General features: G+C 73.6%; 13 protein-coding genes and 2 pseudogenes. 10 read left to right on the top strand and 5 right to left on the bottom strand.

The annotated features are described in order from the left end of the window. Positions 1 to 28 precede the first annotated feature (28 nt). Entirely contained in the window at positions 29 to 610 is a 582-nt protein-coding gene (locus tag ABGB16_RS13580; protein WP_347668376.1) for an IS607 family transposase, read from the bottom strand. Positions 611 to 662: 52 nt separating this feature from the next. Here ABGB16_RS13580 and ABGB16_RS13575 point away from each other — a divergent pair. The 6 genes and pseudogenes from ABGB16_RS13575 (at position 663) to ABGB16_RS13550 (ending at position 6,204) form a co-directional block, all read left to right on the top strand. Continuing rightward, a pseudogene (locus ABGB16_RS13575) lies at positions 663 to 2,310 on the top strand (S8 family serine peptidase). Between the two features lie 204 nt (positions 2,311 to 2,514). Then, the gene (locus ABGB16_RS13570) at positions 2,515 to 3,459 is read left to right on the top strand and encodes a metal ABC transporter substrate-binding protein (protein ID WP_347668375.1); all 945 of its coding nucleotides are present in this window, start codon (positions 2,515 to 2,517) and stop codon (positions 3,457 to 3,459) included. Then, a complete protein-coding gene (locus ABGB16_RS13565) occupies positions 3,452 to 4,222 on the top strand; it encodes an ABC transporter ATP-binding protein (protein WP_347668374.1) in 771 nt (256 codons plus the stop codon). Before ABGB16_RS13570 ends, ABGB16_RS13565 begins: the two co-directional genes overlap by 8 nt. 4 nt (positions 4,223 to 4,226) lie before the next feature. Continuing rightward, a complete protein-coding gene (locus ABGB16_RS13560; protein ID WP_347668373.1) occupies positions 4,227 to 5,096 on the top strand; it encodes a metal ABC transporter permease in 870 nt (289 codons plus the stop codon). Further along, entirely contained in the window at positions 5,093 to 5,923 is an 831-nt protein-coding gene (locus tag ABGB16_RS13555) for a metal ABC transporter permease (RefSeq protein WP_347668372.1), read from the top strand. Before ABGB16_RS13560 ends, ABGB16_RS13555 begins: the two co-directional genes overlap by 4 nt. Continuing rightward, the gene (locus tag ABGB16_RS13550) at positions 5,920 to 6,204 is read left to right on the top strand and encodes a metalloregulator ArsR/SmtB family transcription factor (protein ID WP_347668371.1); all 285 of its coding nucleotides are present in this window, start codon (positions 5,920 to 5,922) and stop codon (positions 6,202 to 6,204) included. Before ABGB16_RS13555 ends, ABGB16_RS13550 begins: the two co-directional genes overlap by 4 nt. 212 nt (positions 6,205 to 6,416) lie before the next feature. Here ABGB16_RS13550 and rpsN read toward each other — a convergent pair whose 3' ends face one another. From rpsN to rpmB, 3 genes are read right to left on the bottom strand one after another with little or no spacing between them, the layout of a single operon-like run. Continuing rightward, entirely contained in the window at positions 6,417 to 6,722 is a 306-nt protein-coding gene (rpsN, locus tag ABGB16_RS13545; RefSeq protein ID WP_347668370.1) for a 30S ribosomal protein S14, read from the bottom strand. A 1-nt stretch (position 6,723) separates the two neighbouring features. Next, positions 6,724 to 6,891, bottom strand: coding sequence for a 50S ribosomal protein L33 (gene rpmG, locus ABGB16_RS13540; RefSeq protein WP_013287204.1), 168 nt, complete (start codon positions 6,889 to 6,891; stop codon positions 6,724 to 6,726). Then, complete coding sequence (gene rpmB / locus ABGB16_RS13535; RefSeq protein ID WP_347668369.1) at positions 6,891 to 7,127, bottom strand: 50S ribosomal protein L28; 237 nt, start codon at positions 7,125 to 7,127, stop codon at positions 6,891 to 6,893. The genes rpmG and rpmB overlap by 1 nt, the downstream gene beginning before the upstream one ends. 256 nt (positions 7,128 to 7,383) lie before the next feature. Here rpmB and ABGB16_RS13530 point away from each other — a divergent pair, with 256 nt between their 5' ends. Both ABGB16_RS13530 and ABGB16_RS13525 read left to right on the top strand, forming a co-directional pair. Beyond that, entirely contained in the window at positions 7,384 to 8,691 is a 1,308-nt protein-coding gene (locus ABGB16_RS13530; protein WP_347668368.1) for a GTP-binding protein, read from the top strand. Next, positions 8,688 to 8,849, top strand: a pseudogene (locus ABGB16_RS13525) (50S ribosomal protein L31); the annotation flags it as partial. The gene ABGB16_RS13530 and the pseudogene ABGB16_RS13525, both read left to right, overlap by 4 nt. A 54-nt stretch (positions 8,850 to 8,903) precedes the next feature. Here ABGB16_RS13525 and rpmF read toward each other — a convergent pair. Next, positions 8,904 to 9,089 (bottom strand): 50S ribosomal protein L32, encoded by a 186-nt coding sequence (gene rpmF / locus ABGB16_RS13520; protein WP_347668378.1) that lies wholly within the window; start codon positions 9,087 to 9,089, stop codon positions 8,904 to 8,906. Between the two features lie 160 nt (positions 9,090 to 9,249). Between rpmF and ABGB16_RS13515 the strand changes: the two genes are divergently transcribed. Further along, positions 9,250 to 13,215: an amino acid adenylation domain-containing protein gene (locus tag ABGB16_RS13515; protein ID WP_347668367.1), complete on the top strand. Its 3,966-nt coding sequence runs from the start codon at positions 9,250 to 9,252 to the stop codon at positions 13,213 to 13,215. Next, on the top strand, positions 13,212 to 19,805 hold the full coding sequence (locus ABGB16_RS13510; RefSeq protein ID WP_347668366.1) for an SDR family NAD(P)-dependent oxidoreductase: 6,594 nt from the start codon (positions 13,212 to 13,214) through the stop codon (positions 19,803 to 19,805). The genes ABGB16_RS13515 and ABGB16_RS13510 overlap by 4 nt, the downstream gene beginning before the upstream one ends. Positions 19,806 to 19,807 lie beyond the last annotated feature (2 nt).

Genomic DNA, 19,807 nt, shown 5'->3' with positions numbered 1-19,807 from the left:
AGGGCGAACCGGTACGCCTGGATCGTCTTCACGTCGGGTCGTCCCCGGTGACGGCTTCAACGGCGCGGCGCGCACGGCTGGCAGCGGCACCCCGTCCGTACAGGCGCGCGCACAACGAGGTCACGATCTCGGTCACATCGCGCACGAGATCGTCGTCGACCTCAGCCGGATCGGCAACCAGCAGTCGGCGGCCCTGCGCAGCCAGCGCGGCTTCGACGTACTCGGCGCCGAAGCGGGCACACCGGTCTCGATGCTCGACCACGATCGTCGTCACGGCAGGGTCACGCAGCAGCGCGAGGAACTCCTTCCGCTGCCCGTTCAGCGCTGACCCAACCTCAGTCACGACCTGATCCACGGCCAGGCGCCGGCCAGTGGCCCAGACCGCAACCCGGGCGACCTGCCGGTCCAGGTCCGACTTCTGGCCGGCTGACGAGACGCGGGCATACACCACGGTCTTCCCGGCGTCGGATGCCGCGCCGGTCAGCGGTTCACCGACCATGATGAGACGACCGAGCCGGCACGTGGGAACGGGCAGCGCGCCGGCCGCGTACCGCCGCCGCGCGGTCACGTATGAGACGCCGGTCGCCGCCGCCCATTCCTTCACGTTCACGACGAAACCATACATCGCTATCTGTTGCTAACGATCATCGACACGCCAACAGTTGTCACCCCCGTGGGGCAGGCGGAGTTTCGCCGCCCTGCTCGCGTCCACAGTCGCGGCCGGCGCCGTCGCACTGACCGGCGCGAGCGCGGCGACCGCGGAACCAGCGGCCACGCCGGCCCCAGCGCCCGAGGCGCCCAAGGAGTCGCCTGCCGACACCCTCGGCAACCAGGACGCCGAACTGCTCGCCGACGCGCGGGCGCAGCACAAGCCGGCGGTCACGGTCATCATCGCCACCGACAAGGGCAAGGCCGACGAGGTCACCGCCGAGATCCGCAAGCTCGGCGGCACGGTCACCCACCGGGTCGACCAGGTCGGCTACGTGCTGGCGCAGGTCCCGACCGACAAGGTGGTCAAGACCGCCAAGCTGCCAGGTATCGCCGCGATCGACCTCAACGAGTCGATCAAGCTGCCCGACCCGCGCCCGGAGTCACTGCCCGGCGCGCGGGTCGCCGCGCAGGCCGCGCCGCCCGGCCCCGGCGGGTCGACCCCGGCGGACAACCCGTACATGCCGACCGGGGAGACCGGGGCGGTGGCGTTCAGAGAGGCCCACCCCACCTGGGACGGCCGGGGCGTGACGATCGGCATCATGGACTCCGGCGTCGACCTGGACAACCCCGCGTTGCAGACCACCACCACCGGCGAGCGAAAGATCGTCGACTGGGTCACCGCCACCGACCCGCTGCTGGAAGGTGACCTGACCTGGCGGGCCATGCGCACGCAGGTGAACGGACCCACCTTCACCGCCGCCGGCCGGCAGTGGGCCGTCCCGGCCGGCACGTGGCGCTTCAACGTCTTCAACGAGAGCATCACGGCAGGCAGCGAGCCCGGCGGCGATGTCAACCGCGACGGCGACACGAGCGACAGTTTCGGCATCCTCTACGACCCGGCCAGCCACGACATCCGCGTGGACTCCGACCAGGACGGTGACTTCACCGACAACCCGGTGATGCGCCCCTACAAGGGTGGAAGCCCGGCGCACCTCCCCGGCGCTGAACAACCCGTTCCAGCTCACCACCCGGGTACAGGGGGTGACCGTGGAACCGGCGGTCGTGACCCTGCCGAGCGTGATCGCCGGCGAGTCCACCCCGGTCACCTGGACGGTCACCAACACCTTCGGCCCGGTGGCGATCACCGGCCAGGGCGGGCCGCTGGGCAGCTCCGCATCCTCCCGGGAGACCATCGGCAACGGTCAGCGCAAGACCTACACCGTCGAGGTGCCAGCTGGTGCGACCCGGCTGGATGTGGCCATCGGCAACACCAGCGACCTCGGCGCGGACCTGGACCTGACCGTGCTGCGTGACGGGGTCCAGGTCGGCCAGTCCGCCGACGGCGACTCCGAGGAGGCGGTGTCCATACCGAACCCGGAGCCCGGCACCTACACGGTGCAGGTCGACGGGTACGCCGTGCCGGCGGGCACCACCGAGTTTGACTACCGGGACGTGTTCTACTCCCCCGCCCTCGGTGAGGTCGCCGCCCCGGGCACGGTCGTCTCCCTGGCCAACGGCGCCAGCGCCACCGTCACCGGCACCGTCACGGTCAACGCCGCACCGGCCGCCGGTCGGCAGCTGTTCGGTGAGCTGAACCTGGTCACCGACGAAGGCGCGGTCGTGGGCCGCGGGGCGGTGTCCATCGGCTCCGTGAACTGACCGCGCGAGGTCGATGCCCGTCCCCGGCCCCCCACGGGGACGGGCATCGCCCCGCTTCGAACACTCCGTGAGGTGCTCGTTCTGGGCCCGTATACGAGGGTGGGCCGACGATCGTTGCACGGGTGTTGATATGAACACCTGACAGCTAGACGCGGTTATTGCAAATGACTACCGTTCCGCTAAACCAATGAGCAAGGAGCGGTTGTGACCCTATCCATTCGTATGCTCGGCGCAGTCCTGGCGATCGCGGCGATCGGCGCCGCCGCCGGCTGCGGTGCTGACACTGGCACCGCGACCGCGGCGAAGAACGGCACTATCGCGGTGGTCGCCACGACGCCTGAGGTCGCCGACTTCACGCGCAACGTCGGCGGAAGCGCCGTCAGCGTCACCCAGATCATCAAGCCGAACGTCGACCCCCACGACTACGAGCCCACCCCCGCCGACATCCAGGCGATCGGGGCCGCCAAACTCGTCATCAAGAACGGCGTCGGACTCGAGGAATGGCTCGACGCCACCATCTCCTCGGCCGGCTTCAAGGGCGCTGTCGTCGACACCTCACAGGGAGTGGCCCTGCGCAGGGGCGACCCCGGCGACGAAGAGACGAAGGACGGCGACCCGCACATCTGGCACAACCCCCGCCACGCCAAAATCATGGCGGAGAACATCACGAAGGCCCTCGTCACCGCCGACCCCGGCCACGCCGACGTCTACCGCGCGAACTTCCAGGCGTACGCGGCGAAGCTCGACAAGCTCGACGCCGACAACGAGCGCAAATTCGCCGCCCTGCCAGCGGACAACCGCAAGCTGGTCACCAACCACGACGCGTTCGGCTACTACATCGACCGCTACCAGCTGCAATTCATCGGCGCGGTGATCCCCAGCCTGGACACCAGCGCCGAACTGTCCGCCACCCAGATCAACGACCTGGTGGCGAAGATCAAGGCCACCGGCACCAAGGCGATCTTCAGCGAGAGTTCCCTACCGCCCAAGGCCGCCGAGGCGATCGCCCGCCAGGCAGGCGTGAAGGTGGTCGGCGGGGAGGACGCCCTCTACGGCGACAGCCTCGGCCCCGAAGGCACCCCCCAGGGCACCTACCTCGGTGCCGAGGAACACAACACCGACACCATCGTGGCAGCCCTCGGTGGCTGATCCCACCGCCGCGCCGGTAGCCGATTCGGCCCTGCACCTCGCGCAGGCCGACGTCGGCTACCGGCGCCACGCCGTCCTCACCGACGTGAATCTCACGGTGGCGCCCGGCCAGATCGTCGCCCTCGTCGGTGCCAACGGCGCCGGCAAGTCCACCCTCATCAAGGCCGTCGTCGGCCTCGCCGACATCCTCGCCGGCACGATCACCGTCGCCGGACGACCAGCGCGGCAGGCCCGCGGCGCGGCCGCCTACGTGCCGCAGGTCGACACCCTCGACGCGGACTTCCCCGTCACCGCCGCCGACGTCGTGCTCATGGGCCGCTACCGGCCCGCCCGCTGGCTACGGCAGATCCGCGCGACCGACCGTGCCATCGCCGCAGACGCGCTGGAGCGGGTCGGGCTGGCCGACCGCGCGCGGACCCGCTTCGGGCTGCTGTCCGGAGGCCAACGCCAACGGGTCCTGCTCGCCCGCGCCATCGCCGCCCAGGCCCGGCTGATGCTGATGGACGAACCCTTCAACGGTCTCGACGTCACCAGCCAGGACGTCATCGTGACGCAACTGCGGGACCTCGCCGCCGGCGGCACCGCCGTTCTGCTCAGCACCCACGACCTGCGCCTGGCCCGCGACCTCGCCGACACCGCCTGCCTCATCCGCGGCGGCCGCGCCGTCACCGGCCCCACCGAACAGGTCCTCGCGGAGCTTCCCGGCGCCTACGGCTACGGCAGCCAGGCCGCCGACCTGCACGCCGCGCGGCCCGGACGGTGACGGCATGAGTGGTCTCGTCGCGCCGTTCAGCGTGCCGTTCATGGGCCGCGCCCTCGCCGAACTGCTCCTGCTCGCCGTGGTGTGCGGGCCGGTCAGCGTGCTGGTCTTCCTGCGCCGGCTGGCCTTCGTCGCCGACGCGCTGACCCACACCGTCTTCCCCGGCGTGGTCCTCGGATTCCTCGTCGCCGGCTGGACCGGCATCGCCGGCGGCGCGCTCGTCGCCGCCCTGCTGACCGCGGTCGCGCTCACCGGGCTCACCCGCTGGGGTCGGCTCAGCGACGACACCACCGTGGCCGTGCTGCTGACCGCCATGTTCTCCCTCGGCGTCGTGCTCGTATCCCGGCAACACTCCTACACCAGCGACCTGACCGCGTTCCTGTTCGGCCGGCTGCTCACCGTCACCCCCGCCCAGCTCGCGCAGACCGCCGTGCTGGCCGCGATCGTGCTCACCGGCCTCGCCGTCACCGCCCGGCCGCTGGTCCTGCGGGCCTTCGACCCCATCGCCGCCGCCACCGCCGGGTACCGCCTCACCCTGCTGGATCTCGGGCTCAACACGGCCGTCGCGCTGGTCGTCGTCGCCGCCGTGCAGGCCGTCGGCACCATCCTGGTGATCGCCCTGCTCATCGTGCCCGCCGCCACCGCGCGCCTGCTGACCGACCGGCTCACCGCCATGGCCGTGATCGCCACCGCCGTCACCGGTCTTGCCGCCTACCTGGGCCTGCTGGCCAGCTGGACCGCCTCCGTCCGATACGGCGTCCGACTCACCTCCGCCGCCGCGGTGGTGCTCACCCTCGTGGCCTGCTACCTGCTCGCCCTGCTCGCCGGCCACCTCCGCCGCCCGCCGACCCCACCCACTGCGACGGTGACCCGGTGAGCTGGCTACTTCAGGACACCTTCGGCCGCGCCCTGGTCGAAGCCGTCGCCGTCGGGATGCTCACCGGACTGGTCGGCGTGCACGTCGTGCTGCGCCGGCTGTCGTTCTTCACCATGACCATGGCCCACGCCACGTTTCCCGGCGTGGTCGCCGCCTCCATCCTCGGCATCAACATCTACCTCGGCGGCGTGGTCGCCGGGCTGCTGACCGCCGCCGCCGTCGCCGCCCTGGCACGTACCCGCGGCCAAGAGACCACCGCCGCGACCGGGGTCATCCTCTCCGCCGGCTTCGCGCTCGGCGTCGCGCTGGTCGCCACCCAGAACGGTTTCAGCCGGGACCTGTCCGCGTTCCTCGTCGGCTCGATCCTCACCGTCACCACCGAAAACCTGGTCGTGACCGCCGCCCTGCTGGCCATCACCGCGGTCGCGCTCACCGTCGGCGGCCGGCACCTGCTGTACGTCGGTTTTGATCCCGCCGGCGCCCGCGCCGCCGGGTACCGCGTCCGGCTGCTCGACCTCGCTCTCCTGCTGCTGGTCGACCTCGTCGTCGTCGCGATCGTGCCTGCCGTCGGCACCATCCTCGCCCTGGCGCTGATCGTCGCCCCCGCCGCGGCCGCCCGCGCCTGGACCGACCGTCTCGCCCCCATGACCGCTCTCGCCGCCACACTCGGTGCCGGCAGCGCGGTCGCGGGACTGTGGTTCTCCCGGCTGTGGGATGTTGCTGCCGGTGGCAGCATCTCGCTGGCCGCCGCCGCCGTCCTGCTCGTGTCGCTGGCGGCGCACCGCCTGCGCGACGGGTTCCGCACGATCTTCCTCAGCGCGACGTGACCGCCGAACCCGCCTCGATCGAGGAGATCAGCGAGCTGCTACGCACCATCGCCCACCCGGCGCGCATCCGCATCCTGCTGCAGCTCACGCGAGCCGACGCCTGCGTCACCGAACTTTCGGGCGTACTGCAGCTACCCGCCCCGCACGTGTCGCACCAGCTTCGGCACCTGCGCCACGCCCGCCTCGTACGCCGCTACCGCCAGCAGGGCCGGATGCAATACGCGCTCACCAGCGTCCCCGCCGTCTCTCTCGTCCTGGACGTGCTCAAGCACTGCAGGTGAGCGTGCCCGGCGTCGACGGGCCCGACGCGGACGAACTGTCGGTGCGGCGTGGCTCCTCGCCTGGCCCGGAGAGGAGCCACGCCGCGTCGGGTTGTTCAACCGGACTCACCAGTCCCCCTGCTGACGCATCCGCTCCAGTTGCCTCCGCTGTCGGGAAGGACGAGCGCCCGCGCCGACAGCGGCGCGGGCGCTCAGCGCGGTGGTTGGCGTTGTCACCAGGAGGCCTTGCGGATCCCCGGCAGTTCGCCCCGCAGCGCCATCTCCCGGAACCGCACCCGCGACAATCCGAAGCGGGTCAGCACACCTCGCGGTCGACCGTCGATGACGTCGCGGTTGCGTAGCCGCACCGGGCTGGAGTCGCGGGGCAGCCGCGCCAGTTGGCGGACGGCGTCGTCCCGCACCGCCGGGTCGGTGTCCGGGTGGGCGATGGTCCGCTTCAGCTCGGCGCGGCGCTGCGCGTGGCGAGTGACCAGGTCGGCGCGGCGGGCCTGTCGGTTGGCGAGGCTCCTGCGGGCCATGTCAGCGCGCCTCCCGGAACTCGACGTGCCGGCGGACGACCGGGTCGTACTTGCGCAGCACCAGCCGGTCGGGGTCGTTGCGGCGGTTCTTGCGGGTGACGTACGTGTAGCCGGTGCCGGCGGTGCTGCGCAGCCGGACGATCGGGCGGACGTCGGTCTGCCGGGCCATCAGACCGTCACCCCCTGGGCGCGCAGCTCCGCGACGACCTTTTCGACGCCCTTGCGGTCCACGGTCTTCAGCGCCTTGGCGGTCAGCGTCAGGCGGACCCAGCGTCGCTCCGAGGGCAGCCAGTAGCGGTGGTTCTGCAGGTTGGGGCTCCACCGGCGGCGGGTGCGCCGGTGGGAGTGGGACACGGCGTTGCCGAAGCTCGGCTTCGCGCCGGTGACATCACAGCGACGGGACACAAGTACTCCTCAAGGCTTGCCTTAACGATAACGGTTTTCATTCTTACCGTGGCTGATCGGCAGCCTCCACCCGGGGCCCCGAACGACCTCGGCCGACGCCGGCGAGCCGAGGCCATTCCCGACGCCACGGGCAGATCACCAACAGCCACCGACGTCACCGGAACCCCGGCACTTTCCTGCTAGAGAACCTTGCCTGCCGCCCGCCGTCGACCACGTGCCTATAATGACAATCGTTTTCAACTAAGTCGAGAGGACCGTGATGTCGACGTCCCCGCTCGCACCGGCCAACGCCGGAGTTCCGGCGTCCGACGCCCGACCGTCGTTGACCGTGCTCAGTGGCTTCTGGCCGTCCGCCACGTACGCCGTGGCCCGCAGCCTGCTCGCGGTAGACCCGTCGCTGCTGCTGATCCGCCACGACCTCGCCGGCCTAGGGGCCGGCACCGTCCACCGCATCGTGCGCGACCGCGAGGGAATACTCGAGGACGAGCGCATCACGCTCGCGCACGGCTGTGTCTCCTGCACCCTGCGCGAGGACGTACTGCCGACCCTTGCCCGGCTGGCACGCGCCCACCCACGCCGGGACCTGGTGCTGATGCTGCCGGAGGTGGTCGAGCCGGAAGCCGTCGCCGCGGTCTGCGCGCACTGCCTGGTCGACGGCGCGCCGATCACCGACCTGCTGCACGTCGACTCGTACGTCACCGTCGTCGACACCGAGCACCTGCTCGACGGACTGGCCAGCACCGACGACCTCAAGGCCCTCGGCATCCACGCCGCCGACAACGACGACCGCGGCCTCGCCGACGTCATCATCCGCCAGATCGAGTACGCCGACACCCTCGTGCTGTGGGGACAGTCGCGGGAGGGCGCGTACGACACCAGCCGGCTGTCGGTGCTGCTGGGGCGCATGGCGCCATGGGCGACCCAGGTGCGGATCGACGGTGAGGTCATCGACGCCAGCGCGCTGACCCGCCAGCTGCGCGGCACCAGTCGGCACCGCCCCGAGACCCCTGGCGTCCTGACCCGCGGGTTGGAGGGCTACAGCCTCGGCCTGCACGATCCACACCCCGACTGCGGAGTGGTGTCCGTGGTCTTCCGCGCCCGCCGCCCCTTCCACCCACGACGGCTGCACGACGTCCTCGAGGAGGTCAACGCCGAGGTGATCCGCTCCCGGGGGCACCTGTGGCTGGCCAGCCAACCGGACACCGTCATCGCCTGGGACTTCGCCGGCGGCGGCCTCAGCCTCGGCTCCCTCGGCCGCTGGCTGGCCGCCCTCCCCGACCGGCACTGGGACGAGGCGTCCGACCACCGCCGGCTCGCCGCCGCCCTCGACTGGGACCCCTACTACGGCGACCGGCACCAGCACCTCGTCTTCATCGGCCTCGACCTCGACCCCGGCGGCCTGCACCGCACCCTCGCCGGCTGCCTGCTCACCGACGCCGAACTCGCCGACGGCGAGGGCACCTGGCGCGATTACGACGATCCGTTCACCGGCTGCTTCCCCCTCGCCGACCTCGACCCGACCGACACCGACACCGACACCGACACCGAAGGAAAACCGGTATGAAGCCCGACATCCACCCCAGCTACAAGCCCGTCGTCTACCGCGACCGCGCCGCCGACTTCGCCTTCCTCACCCGCTCCACGGCCACGAGCGACCAGACGATCGAGTGGACCGACGGCAACACCTATCCCGTCATCGACGTGCAGATCTCCTCCGCCAGCTGGGCGGTGCACGCACCCCGAGCCGGAGAGCACGGTCACCGGCAGGGCGCCCGGTCACGGCTGGTCCACCACCTGACGTCCCTTGTAGAGCCCGCAGTGCGTGCAGGCCCGGTGCGGTACCACCATCTCCTTGCGCGGACACGGGCACGGGGTGAGCTGTGCCACCTGGGCCTTCCACCCCGCCGGCACCACGAACGGCGGCCCAGGCCCCGGTCGCGCGGTTAACCGAACATCCGGCAGCGCGCGGTCCGTCGGGACACCAGGCCATCAGGCCTGCTCGCGGGCATGCGAACCAGCACTCCAGCCGCCCCTCGCGGTCTCATCCACGCCGCTACTGGAAACAGTTTTCGTTTTCGTGTTCTAATGCTAGCCCGAAGCCGCCGCCCTGAGAGGGAGAGGTATGACCCAGCCGTACCGGCCAGCCGAGTGCCTGGAGGCCGTAAGCGCCTGCCTGGCGGAGGTGCTCGATCTCGACCCGCTACAGGTGCAGCCCGATGTGCTGCTCACCGAGCTGGGCCTGGAGTCGTTCACGGCCGTGCGGCTGCGGCGCCGGCTGCGCGAGGATCTCGACGCCGACCTGCCGCTGACCGTCTTCCTGGACGGGGCGACACCACGCACGGTCGCGGCCGCAGTGGAGTCGGCACGCCAGCAGGCCACCGACTCGATCCGAAGCGTGCCGGAGCAGGTAACCGTCTCCGCCGAATCCGGACGCGAGGCGTTCCCCCTCACCGCGGTCCAGGCCGCCTATCTGGTGGGCCGAGACCCGTCCTTCCCGTTGGGCGGCGTGGCGACCTTCTTCTACTTCGAGTACGACCGGCAGCCCGCGGGCGATCCGGAACTGGACGTGCTGCGGCTGGAGGCGGGCTGGAACCGGCTGGTCGCCCGTCACCCCATGCTGCGGATGGTGGTCGACGCCGACGCGCGGCAGCACATCCTGCCCGCGGCGCCGCCCTACCGCATCGCGGTGGTCGACCTGCGCGCCCGCGACGACGAGGACGTCGCCGGTGAGCTTGGCCGGCTGCGGCACCAGTTGTCCCACCAGCTACGGCCGGTTGAGGTGTGGCCGCTGTTCGATGTGCGGGCGGCGCTGCTGCCGGACGGGCGGACTCGCCTGTTCGTGGGGATGGACATCATCGCGCTGGACATGGCGAGCTGGATGCGGCTGATGCGCGAGTGGGGGCAGCTCACCGCTGACCCCGACGCGGACCTGGCGGAGGTGCCCACCACGTTCGCGGCGGTGCTGGCCCGCCGCGAACTCGATCCGGCTGAGGCGGCACGGCGGGCCGCCGATCACGACCACTGGTCGCAGCGGGTGCCGGCCCTGCCGCCCGGTCCGGCCCTGCCATGGGCGAAGGCGTCCGCCGACCTCGGCGTGCCGCGTTTCACCCGGTACGCCGCCGAGCTGACCGACCAGCAGTGGGCAGGCCTGCGGCGCCGCGCCGCGGCCCGTGGCCTGTCCGCGACGGCGGTGCTGCTGGCCGCGTGCGCGCTGGTGCTGCACCGCTGGGGTGCCACCGCGCCGTTCTGTCTGAACACCACGCTGTTCGACCGGCCCGATGATGCCGGCCTCGATGGCGTCGTGGGCGACTTCACCACCACCGTGCTGAGCGAGTCCCCGGCCGTCGACCTCACCGCGTGGGACGGGTTCGGCTCGTACGCCGCCGTGGTGAACCGCCGGTTCTGGACGGACCTGGACCACCGCTCCGTCTCCGCCGTCGAGGTGCTGCGCGAACACCGCGACGGCGACCTCACCCCGGCCTACCCGGTGGTGTTCACCAGCGGTGTGGGCCTGGGCGGCGACGGCGCGGCACCGACCGCCTGGCTCGGGCGGGAGGTGTTCGGGGTGTCGCAGACCCCGCAGGTGCTTGTCGACCACATCGTGTGGGACGAGGCCGACCGCCTGCGGATCGCCTGGGACACCGTCGACGGCTGCCTGCCTGACGGCTTCGCCGCCGCGATGCGCGATGCGCACCTGCGCCTCCTGAGGCGTCTCGCCGACGATGAGGCCGCCTGGTCCGATCCGGCGCTGGGGTGGGATCCGTCGTTCCTGCCGGACGAGCCGCTGGACTGTGCACCGTTCGGCGATGCGGGGCCGCTGATCGACGATCCGCTGCGGGCAGCCGCCGCGCTGGCGCCGGACGCGGTCGCGCTGCTCGGCGAAGGCGGCCCCGTGACGCACGGCGACCTCGCGGCGCGCGCCAGGCGCACGGCCGCCGCACTGACCAGCCTGGGTATCGGGCCCGGCGAAGTGGTGGCGGTGGCGGCGCCCAAGGGTGCCGCACAGATCGCCGCCGTCCTCGGTGTCACGGCCAGCGGGGCCGGCTATGTCCCCGTGGAGCCGACCTGGCCGGTGCCCCGCATCGCCTCGGTGTGTAGCCAGGCCGGCATCCGGCACGCCCTCGTGGTCGGCGAGGCGCAACCGTCGTGGCCCGACGGGGTGCGGGTGCACCAGCCGCAACCGGACGGCACCCTGCCGGCGCCGCAGGTCGACGACCATCGCCGGGCGGCACCGGACGCTCTGGCGTACACCATCTTCACCTCCGGCTCGACCGGGCGGCCCAAGGGCGTCGCGGTGGAGCACCGGCAGGCCCGCACCACCCTCGACGACCTGGCCGACCGGTTCCCGCTGACCGCCGACGACCGGGTCCTGGCGCTGTCGGCGATGAGCTTCGACCTGTCGGTGTACGACGTGTTCGCCGTCCTCGGCGCCGGCGCGGCGATGGTGTTGCCGGATCCGGCCCGGCAACGCGACCCGGGCCACTGGCTGGACCTGATGCAGCGTCACCGGGTCACCGTGTGGAACAGCGCCCCGGCGCTGCTGGAGATGCTCGTCGAGTACGCCGAGATCGACCCGGACGCGGCCACGGCCGCGCTGTCGGCGCTGCGGCTGGTGCTGCTGTCCGGTGACTGGATCCCGGTCTCCCTGCCCGACCGGCTGCGGGCCCTGGCTCCCGGGGCGCAGGTGGTCAGCCTCGGCGGCGCCACCGAAGGCTCGATCTGGTCGATCTGCTACCTGGTCGGCCCGGTCGACCCGTCGTGGCCGAGCATCCCGTACGGGCGCGCGCTGCGCGGCCAGTCGTTCCACATCCTCGACGACCACGGCCGGCCATGCCCCGTCGGGCAGGCCGGGGAGCTGTACATCGGCGGTGACGGGGTGGCCCGCGGCTACATCGGCGACCCGGAACAGACCGCACACCGCTTCTCCACCCACCCGGTGCTGCGCCGCCGCGTCTACCGCACCGGTGACCTCGGTCGGTGGCGGCCCGACGGCACCATCGAGTTCCTCGGCCGGGTCGACCGGCAGGTCAAGATCCGCGGTCACCGCATCGAGCTGGGCGAGATCGAATCCGTGCTCGACCGGGCGCCCGGCGTGCGGCAGTGCGTGGCCCGCTCCGTACCGGGCCCGGATGGCCGTCCCCGCCTGGTCGTCTACGTCGCGGCCGCCGACCCGGACGCCGCGCCGAGCGACGAGGATCTGGTCGCCCGGCTGCGGGCCAGCCTGCCGGACTACCTGGTGCCGAGCCGGTTCGTCCGCCTGGCCGCGCTGCCGGTGACCGAGAACGGCAAGGTCGACTACGCCGCCCTGCCGAGCCCGTACGAGGCTGCCTCGGTCCCGGCTGCCGCCGTCGCAACCGGCGACACCGGGACCGGCGAAGCTCCGCTTGCGCCGCCGCCTGGCGCCGGCCGGTTACCGGCGTTGCTGCAGGACGCCGCGCGCCTGGGTCTACAGCTACGCGTCACCGTGCACCCGGGGCGCCTGGACCCCGCCGCGGCCCTGGCGGCGGCGGCCGCCCTGGCGGCCGGCGGCCCCCTGCCCCTCGCCGACGGGTACGAGATGACGCCCCGCCTGACCGACGACGCGCTGCTGGAGCTCGCCGTCACCGCCCGCTCGGCGCCGCCGGCCGTCGACAAAACGGCAACCACGCTCGAACCCACGCTCGCCCCACACATCGCCGACCTGCCGGACCCGGAGCTGGAGCGAGGCATCGCGGCCGTTCTCGGCGACCTGCTGGGCGCGCCGGTCGACGTCACCACCCCGTTCTTCCGGCTCGGGGCCACCTCGCTGACCCTCGTTCGCGCCCACCGGAGGCTGGCCGCCGAGGTCGACGGCGACCTGGCGGTGGTCGACCTGTTCACCCATCCCACGGTGCGCGACCTGGCACGCCACCTCACCGCCCGACGGTCCGGCCGCGCACCCACCGCCGCCGGAAATCAGGGCCTTCCCGCGTTGGTCGCCGCCCCCGGTCCCCTCGATGCCGGCACCCACTCCCCTGCCGGAGAACCGCCGCAGCCGCCCGCCGGCGTGGCGCCGCGGCCGGCAGGCCGGCGGCAGGCTCGGGCCGTCGCGGCGGAGGCCGCCCGATGACCGGCGGGCCGATCGCGGTCACCGCCGCGTCCTGCCGGTTTCCCGGCGCGGCCGACGTCGACGCCTTCTGGCGGCTGCTCGTCGACGGCCGCGAGGGGCTGACCCGGTTCACCGACGAGGAGTTGGCCGACCGCGGTGTGCCGCGGCGGCTGCGCCGTGACCCGGCCTACGTGCCGGTCGGTGGGCTGATCGAGGGGCAGGAGCTGTTCGACCCGGTGCCGTTCGGGCTCACCGACGCCGAGGCCGCGCTGCTCGACCCGCAGCAGCGGCTTTTCCTGGAGTGCTGCTGGCAGGCCCTGGAGCAGGCCGGGCACGGCGGGGGCCGCGACGCCGGTGCGGTCGCCGTGTTCGCCGGCGCGGCGCACAGCGCGTACCTGACCAGTAACCTCGCCGGCCGGTGGGACCCCACGGGCGGCGGCGCCGACCCGGGCGGCAGCCTGCAGACCGCGATCAGCACCCACACCGACTACCTGCCGCTGCAGGTCGCGTACCGGCTCAACCTGACCGGGCCGGCGATCGCGGTCAACACCACCTGCTCCACCTCCCTGGTCGCGGTGCACCTGGCCGCGCAGTCGCTGCTGGCCGAGGAGTGCGACACCGCGCTGGCCGGCGGGGTGTCGCTGATCGTGCCGCAGGGCCGCGGCTACCGGCACGTCCCGGACGGGATCTTCTCCGCCGACGGGCGGGTCCGCCCGTTCTCCGCCCGCGGCACCGGCATCGTCTACAGCCAGGGCGCCGGCGTGGTGGTGCTGCGCCGGCTGGCCGACGCCCTCGCCGACGGCGACCCGGTGCTCGCGGTGCTGCACGGCAGCGCGGTCAACAACGACGGCGCGGACAAGGCCGGATTCACCGCCCCGTCGATACGCGGGCAGGCCCGCGTCGTGGCCGAGGCCCTCGCGGTCGCCGGTGTCGAGCCACGCCAGGTCGGTTACGTGGAGGCGCACGGCACCGCCACCCGGCTCGGCGACCCCGTCGAGGTGGCGGCGCTACGGCGGGTCTTCGGCGCCGACGGGCCGGCCTGGTGCGGGCTCGGCTCGGTGAAGGGCAACATCGGCCACGCCAACTCCGCCGCCGGCATCGCGTCGTTCATCAAGACCGTGCTGGCCCGCCGCCACGGGATCGTGCCGGAATCGCTGCACGCCAAGCCGGTCAACGACCTGCTCGGCCTGGACGGCTCACCGTTCGACGTCGTCACCGAGACCCGGCCGTGGCCGGCCGCGCCGTACGCCGGGGTCAGCTCGTTCGGCATCGGCGGCACCAACTGCCACGTGGTGCTCGGCCCCGCACCGCACCAACCAGCGTCGACCCCGGACGGGCGGCCGCAGTTGCTCGTCGCGTCCGGCCACACCCCGCAGGCGGCCGCCGCCACGGGGGCCGCGCTGGCCGCGGTGCCGGCCGACGAACGGCTGGCCGACCTCGCGTACACGCTGCAGGTGGGGCGCGCGCACGGCCCGCATCGAGTGGCCGGCGTAGCGGATGTCGGGCAACGGCGGCGCATGTCGGCGCCGGTGGCCGCGGCGACGCGGCCACCCCGGCTGGTGTTCGCCTTCCCCGGCGCCGGCAGCGCGTTCGCCGGCATGGGTGGGCAGCTCTACGAGCAGGAACCCGTCTTCGCCGCCGCCGTCGACACGTGCGCCGACCTGCTCGCCGGCGAGCTCGGCGCCGACGTGCGCGCGGCGCTGCGCCCGGACACCGATCCGGCGCGACTGGCCGACGCCGCGTTCGGGTTGCCGGCGCTGTTCGCCGTCTCGGTCGCCACCGCCCGACTGCTCGACAGCTGGGGTGTCCGACCGGATGTGGTGCTGGGCCACAGCGTCGGCGAGTACGCGGCCGCCGTCGCCGCCGGGGTGTTGAGCCTGCCTGAGGCCGCCCGCCTGATCGCCGTGCGGTGCACGCACGTCGCCCGGTCCGCCGGTGGCGGGGCGATGCTGGCGGTGAGGCTGCCCGCCCGGGAGGTGACCGGGCTGCTCGCCGGGCACCCGGCGCTCGACCTGGCGGTGGTCAACGCGCCGGACGCGTGCGTCGTTGCCGGCCCGGCAGCGCCGCTGCAGGCGCTGGAGGAGGCGCTGCAGTCCGACGGTGTCGCGGTGACCCGCCTGCGGGTGTCCGCCGGGCTGCACTCCCGGCTGGTCGAGCCGGCCCTGCCGGCGCTGCGTGCGGCGGCCGACACGGTCCGCCCGCGGCGGCCACGCGTCGAGTACGCGTCGACCGTCACCGGCGCCCTCGCCGACGCCGAGCTGACCGACCCCGGCTACTGGGTGCGGCAGCTGCGCCGGCCGGTCAGGTTCTCCGAGGCGCTCCGTGCCGCCGTCGGAGACGCACCGGCCGTGCTGGTGCAGGCCGGGCCGGGTGCCGCGCTGGTGACCCTCGCCCGACGGCACGGGTTGGCCGCCCTGCGCGAGGCGCTCGCGACGCTGCCGGCCGACGAGCCGGGCGCCGACGCGGTCACCCTGCGGGAGGCGGTCGGCGGCCTGTGGTGCCACGGCACGCCGGTCGACCTCGCCGCCCTGCACCTGCCGGGCCGTCGCAAGGTCACCGCGCCCGGGTACGCCTTCCAACGCCGGCGCCTGTGGATGGACCCGGCGGACACCAGCAGCATCACCGGCGACGGCCAGACCGACACCGACGAGCAACTGCTCGTGCCGGTGTGGCACCAACAGCCCCCGGCACCAGCCGCGCCGCGGCTGCCCGGCAACTGGCTCGTCGTGCCCGGCGTCGACCAGCGGCTCTCCCGGGCGGTCGTCGACGCTGTCCGCGCCGCCGGTGGCGCGGCCCGCACCTGCGACGCCGGCAGTGACATCGCGGCCCGGGACGAGCCGGCGTGGGCCGGACTGATCGTCCTACCCGACGCGCCGGTCGCCGAGGACATCGCCGACGCCGACGCCGCTGCTGGTGCGGGCGCCGGCACCGGTTCCGTGGCGGCTGAGGTGGTCCGCGCCGCCACGCTGGCCGGCCAGCTCGCCGCAGCCCCGGTCCCGCTGCTCGTCCAGGTCACCCGCAACGCCGTCGCGGTCCTGCCGGCAGAACGGCCGGATCCCGCCGGTGCCGCGGCCCGCGTGCTGCCCCGCGTCATCGCCCAGGAGCGGCGCGGGCTGCGGTGGCGCACCATCGACATCAGCGGCGACGACGGCGCCGGGACGGTCGCGCCCCACGTGGTCGCCGAGGTGGCGGATCTCGCCGACGGTACCGGGTCGGGCATGGAGGTGGCTGTCCGCGGCGAGCAACGCTGGCGGCGCAGCGTCGTGTCGTGGCGCCCAGCAGCCGGGGACTCCGAGGCCACCGCAGGGACAGCGGTGATCGTCGGCGGGCTCGGCGAGGTCGGCCTGACCGTCGCCGGTCACCTCGCCGGCGCCGGCCACCGCGTGGTGCTCACCTCCCGGCACGGCGAACCGCCGCCGGACAGCGACCGTGGCCGGGTGTTGACCGCGCTGCGCGGCGGCGGCGCCGACGTCACGGTGCGGCGGCTCGACGTCACCGACGCTGCCGCCACCGTCGCCCTGCTCGCAGAGCTGTCCGACCGAGGACCGCTCGCGCTGCTGGTGCACGCCGCCGCGGCAGTCGGCGACGACCGGTGGGTGATGCTGCGCGACACCGCACCCGCCGACGTCAGCTGGCATCTCGCGCCCAAGCTGACCGGCGCAGGTGTCCTGCGCGACGCCGTCGCCGCGCTGCCGGACGAGCGTCGACCCGGTCTGGTGCTGCTGATGTCCTCGGCGGCCACCATGCTCGGCGGCGTCGGCACCGGCCCGTACGCGGCGGCCAACGCCGCCATGGAGGCGTTCGCCCACACCGCCGCCACCGGACGGACCCGGTGGCTGGCCGTGGCGTGGGACGGCTGGCGCACCAGCGCCCACGGCGAAGACGCCGCCGTCACGCTGACGAGCACCCTGGACGCCGCCGGTGGCCTCGCCGCCCTCGACCGGCTCCGCGGCGCGGTCACCGCGCCGCCGGTGGTGGCGGTGTCCCACCGCGACCTGGTCACGGCGATGGCCGACGCGGCCCGGGCCGGAGCGCAGGCCGCGCCGGCCGCATCGGTCGCGTCGGCGGAATCTGCGCTGACGGCGGTCGAACGCGCGGTCGCCGACGTGTGGGCGCGGTTGACGGGCAGCCCGGTCGACAGCCCGACGGCCGACTTCTTCGCCCTCGGCGGCCACTCCCTGCTGGCGACGCGGATGCTCGCCGAGCTGCGCGACCGGTTCGGTGTCGACCTGCGCCTGCGTGACCTGCTCGACCACCCGACCGTCGCTGGCCTGGCCACGCTGCTGAACCCGGCCGCGGGCGTCCCGGCAGCCGAACCCGCGGCGGTGGCGCTGCCGTCGCCGGCTGGTCCATCGGGCGTCGACGCGGACGGCACGTTCCCGCTCACGCGAGTACAGCACGCCTACTGGGTCGGCCGCGCCGGTGGCTACCGGTGGGGAGACCGGCCCTGCCACTTCTACCTGGAGTACGACTGCCCGAACCTCGACCTCGACCGCTACCAGCAGGCGTGGCGGCAGGTGATCGACCGGCACCCGATGCTGCGGGCCGTCGTCACCGCCCACGGCCGCATGCGGGTCCTCGACAACCTGCCCGCCTACCGCATCCGGGTCCACGAGCTGACCGGCCCCGACGATGAGCACCGGCAACGCCGGCTGGCCGCGCTGCGCGAGAGGATCTCCACCCGACCCGGCCCGCCGGAGACGTGGCCGCTGTTCACCGTGCAGGCCGCCCGCCTGCCCGACGGGGCGGTCCGGCTGTTCATCGGCGTCGACGTGCTGATCTGCGACGCGTCGAGCTGGTGGCTGATCGACCGGGAGCTGCGCGCCTTCTACACCGACCCGCACGCGCCGCTGCCGGCACCGGTGGTGCACCCCGCCGCCTGCGTGGCGGCGCTCGAGGCCCGCCGCGCCGGCCCGGCCGCGGCGAAGGCTGCGGCGTACTGGCGGGAGCGGCTGCCCGGCCTGCCGCCGGCGCCGGACCTGCCGGTAACCGAGCACACCGCCGCCCGGTTCGTGCGCCGCACCGCCCGGCTGTCCCCGACCCGGTGGCGGGCGCTGCAACGGCACGCCGCGCGGCACCGGCTCACTCCGAACGCGGTGCTGCTGGCCGCCTACGCCGATGCCCTGCAGGAGTGGTCCGAAAGTGACCGGTTCAGCCTCATGCTCACCCTGTTCGACCGGCCGGACGACCTGCCCGGCGCGGGTGCGGTCGTCGGTGACTTCACCTCCCTGATCGTGCACGAGGTGGACCGGCGGACACCGGCGCCGTTCGTCGAGCGGGCCGCCACAGCGCAGCAGCGGCTGTTCGCCGACCTGGACCACCGCGAGTTCTCCGCGCTGGACGCCCTGGCCGAACGCTCCGCCGCCGGAGGACAGCTCGCGTCGGTGCCGGTGGTGTTCACCAGCGCCCTCGGTGTGGCCGACATTATCGGCGAGGACCACGACCTGCAGTGGGCCGGCCGGCAGGTGTACGGGGTGAGCCAGACCCCGCAGACCCTGCTCGACCATCAGGTGCTCGAACAGGGCGGCGAGCTGTGGCTGCAGTGGGACGCCCTCGAACCGGTCCTCGACCCCGGTCAGGTCCAGGCGGCGTTCGACGCCTACACCACCCGGCTGGCCCGCCTGGCCGACGCCGCCGACGCCTGGACCGACCAGCCGGCCGCCGGCTCCCACAGCCGCCCGGCACCGGTCACGCACCGGCCGGCACCGGCCGAGCTTCCGGACGTCGCGCTGCCGATCCGCGCCGGCACCGGCGCGCACACGCTGTTCCTGATGCACCCGTCCGGCGGGGACATCCTGTGCTACACCGAGCTGGCCCGGCTGCTCGACGAGCGGGTGAACGTGGTGGCGCTGACCGACCCGGCCCTGGTCGGCGCGGCAGCACCGGACACCATCGCCGACCTCGCCGCGCTGTACCTGGCCGTGGTGCGGCGGGTGCAGCCGGCCGGGCCGTACCTGATCGGCGGCTGGTCGATGGGCGGCAGCGTCGCCCAGGAGATGGCCCGCCAGGCCCACGCCGACGGCACGCCGGTGCCGCTGCTGGCCATGGTGGATTCCAACGACCCGACCTACATCCGCCCGATTTCCGGCACGCCGCCGCAGGTGCAGGCCGACCTGGTCGTCCGCCACCTCGGCGCGTTGGAGGCCTACCTCGGCATCGACCTGGACAGCACCCGGCCCGGCCTGCGGGACCGGCTGGTCGCCGCCAGCGAGGACGACCGCTACGGCCACGCCGAACGGCGGCTGCGTGCCCACCGGCTGCTCGGCCGCGGCGAGCAGGTCCGCGGCCGGCTTTCGGTCCTCGACCGCCACCTGCGGGCTCTGGCCGCCCACGAGCCGGCCCGGCTCGACGCCGCCGACACCACCACCCTGCTGGTACGCGCGGAGCAGCCGGCGCCGCGCAACTCCGGCATCGGCATGGGCGTCGACGACACCCCACGCGGCGAAGCCGCCCTGGGCTGGGCCCGGCATCTGACGGGTCCGCTGCGCGTCGTCGGCGTCGACGCCCACCACTACTCGGTGCTGCGCCGGCCCGCGGTCGCCGCCGTCGCCGCCGCGATCAACGAAGCGCTGCACCCGCACCTGTCCACGAACAACGACATCCGATCTTGAAG

Source organism: Micromonospora sp. B11E3 (assembly GCF_039871625.1).
Taxonomy (GTDB): domain Bacteria; phylum Actinomycetota; class Actinomycetes; order Mycobacteriales; family Micromonosporaceae; genus Micromonospora.
This window is presented reverse-complemented; position numbering and strand designations above follow the sequence as displayed.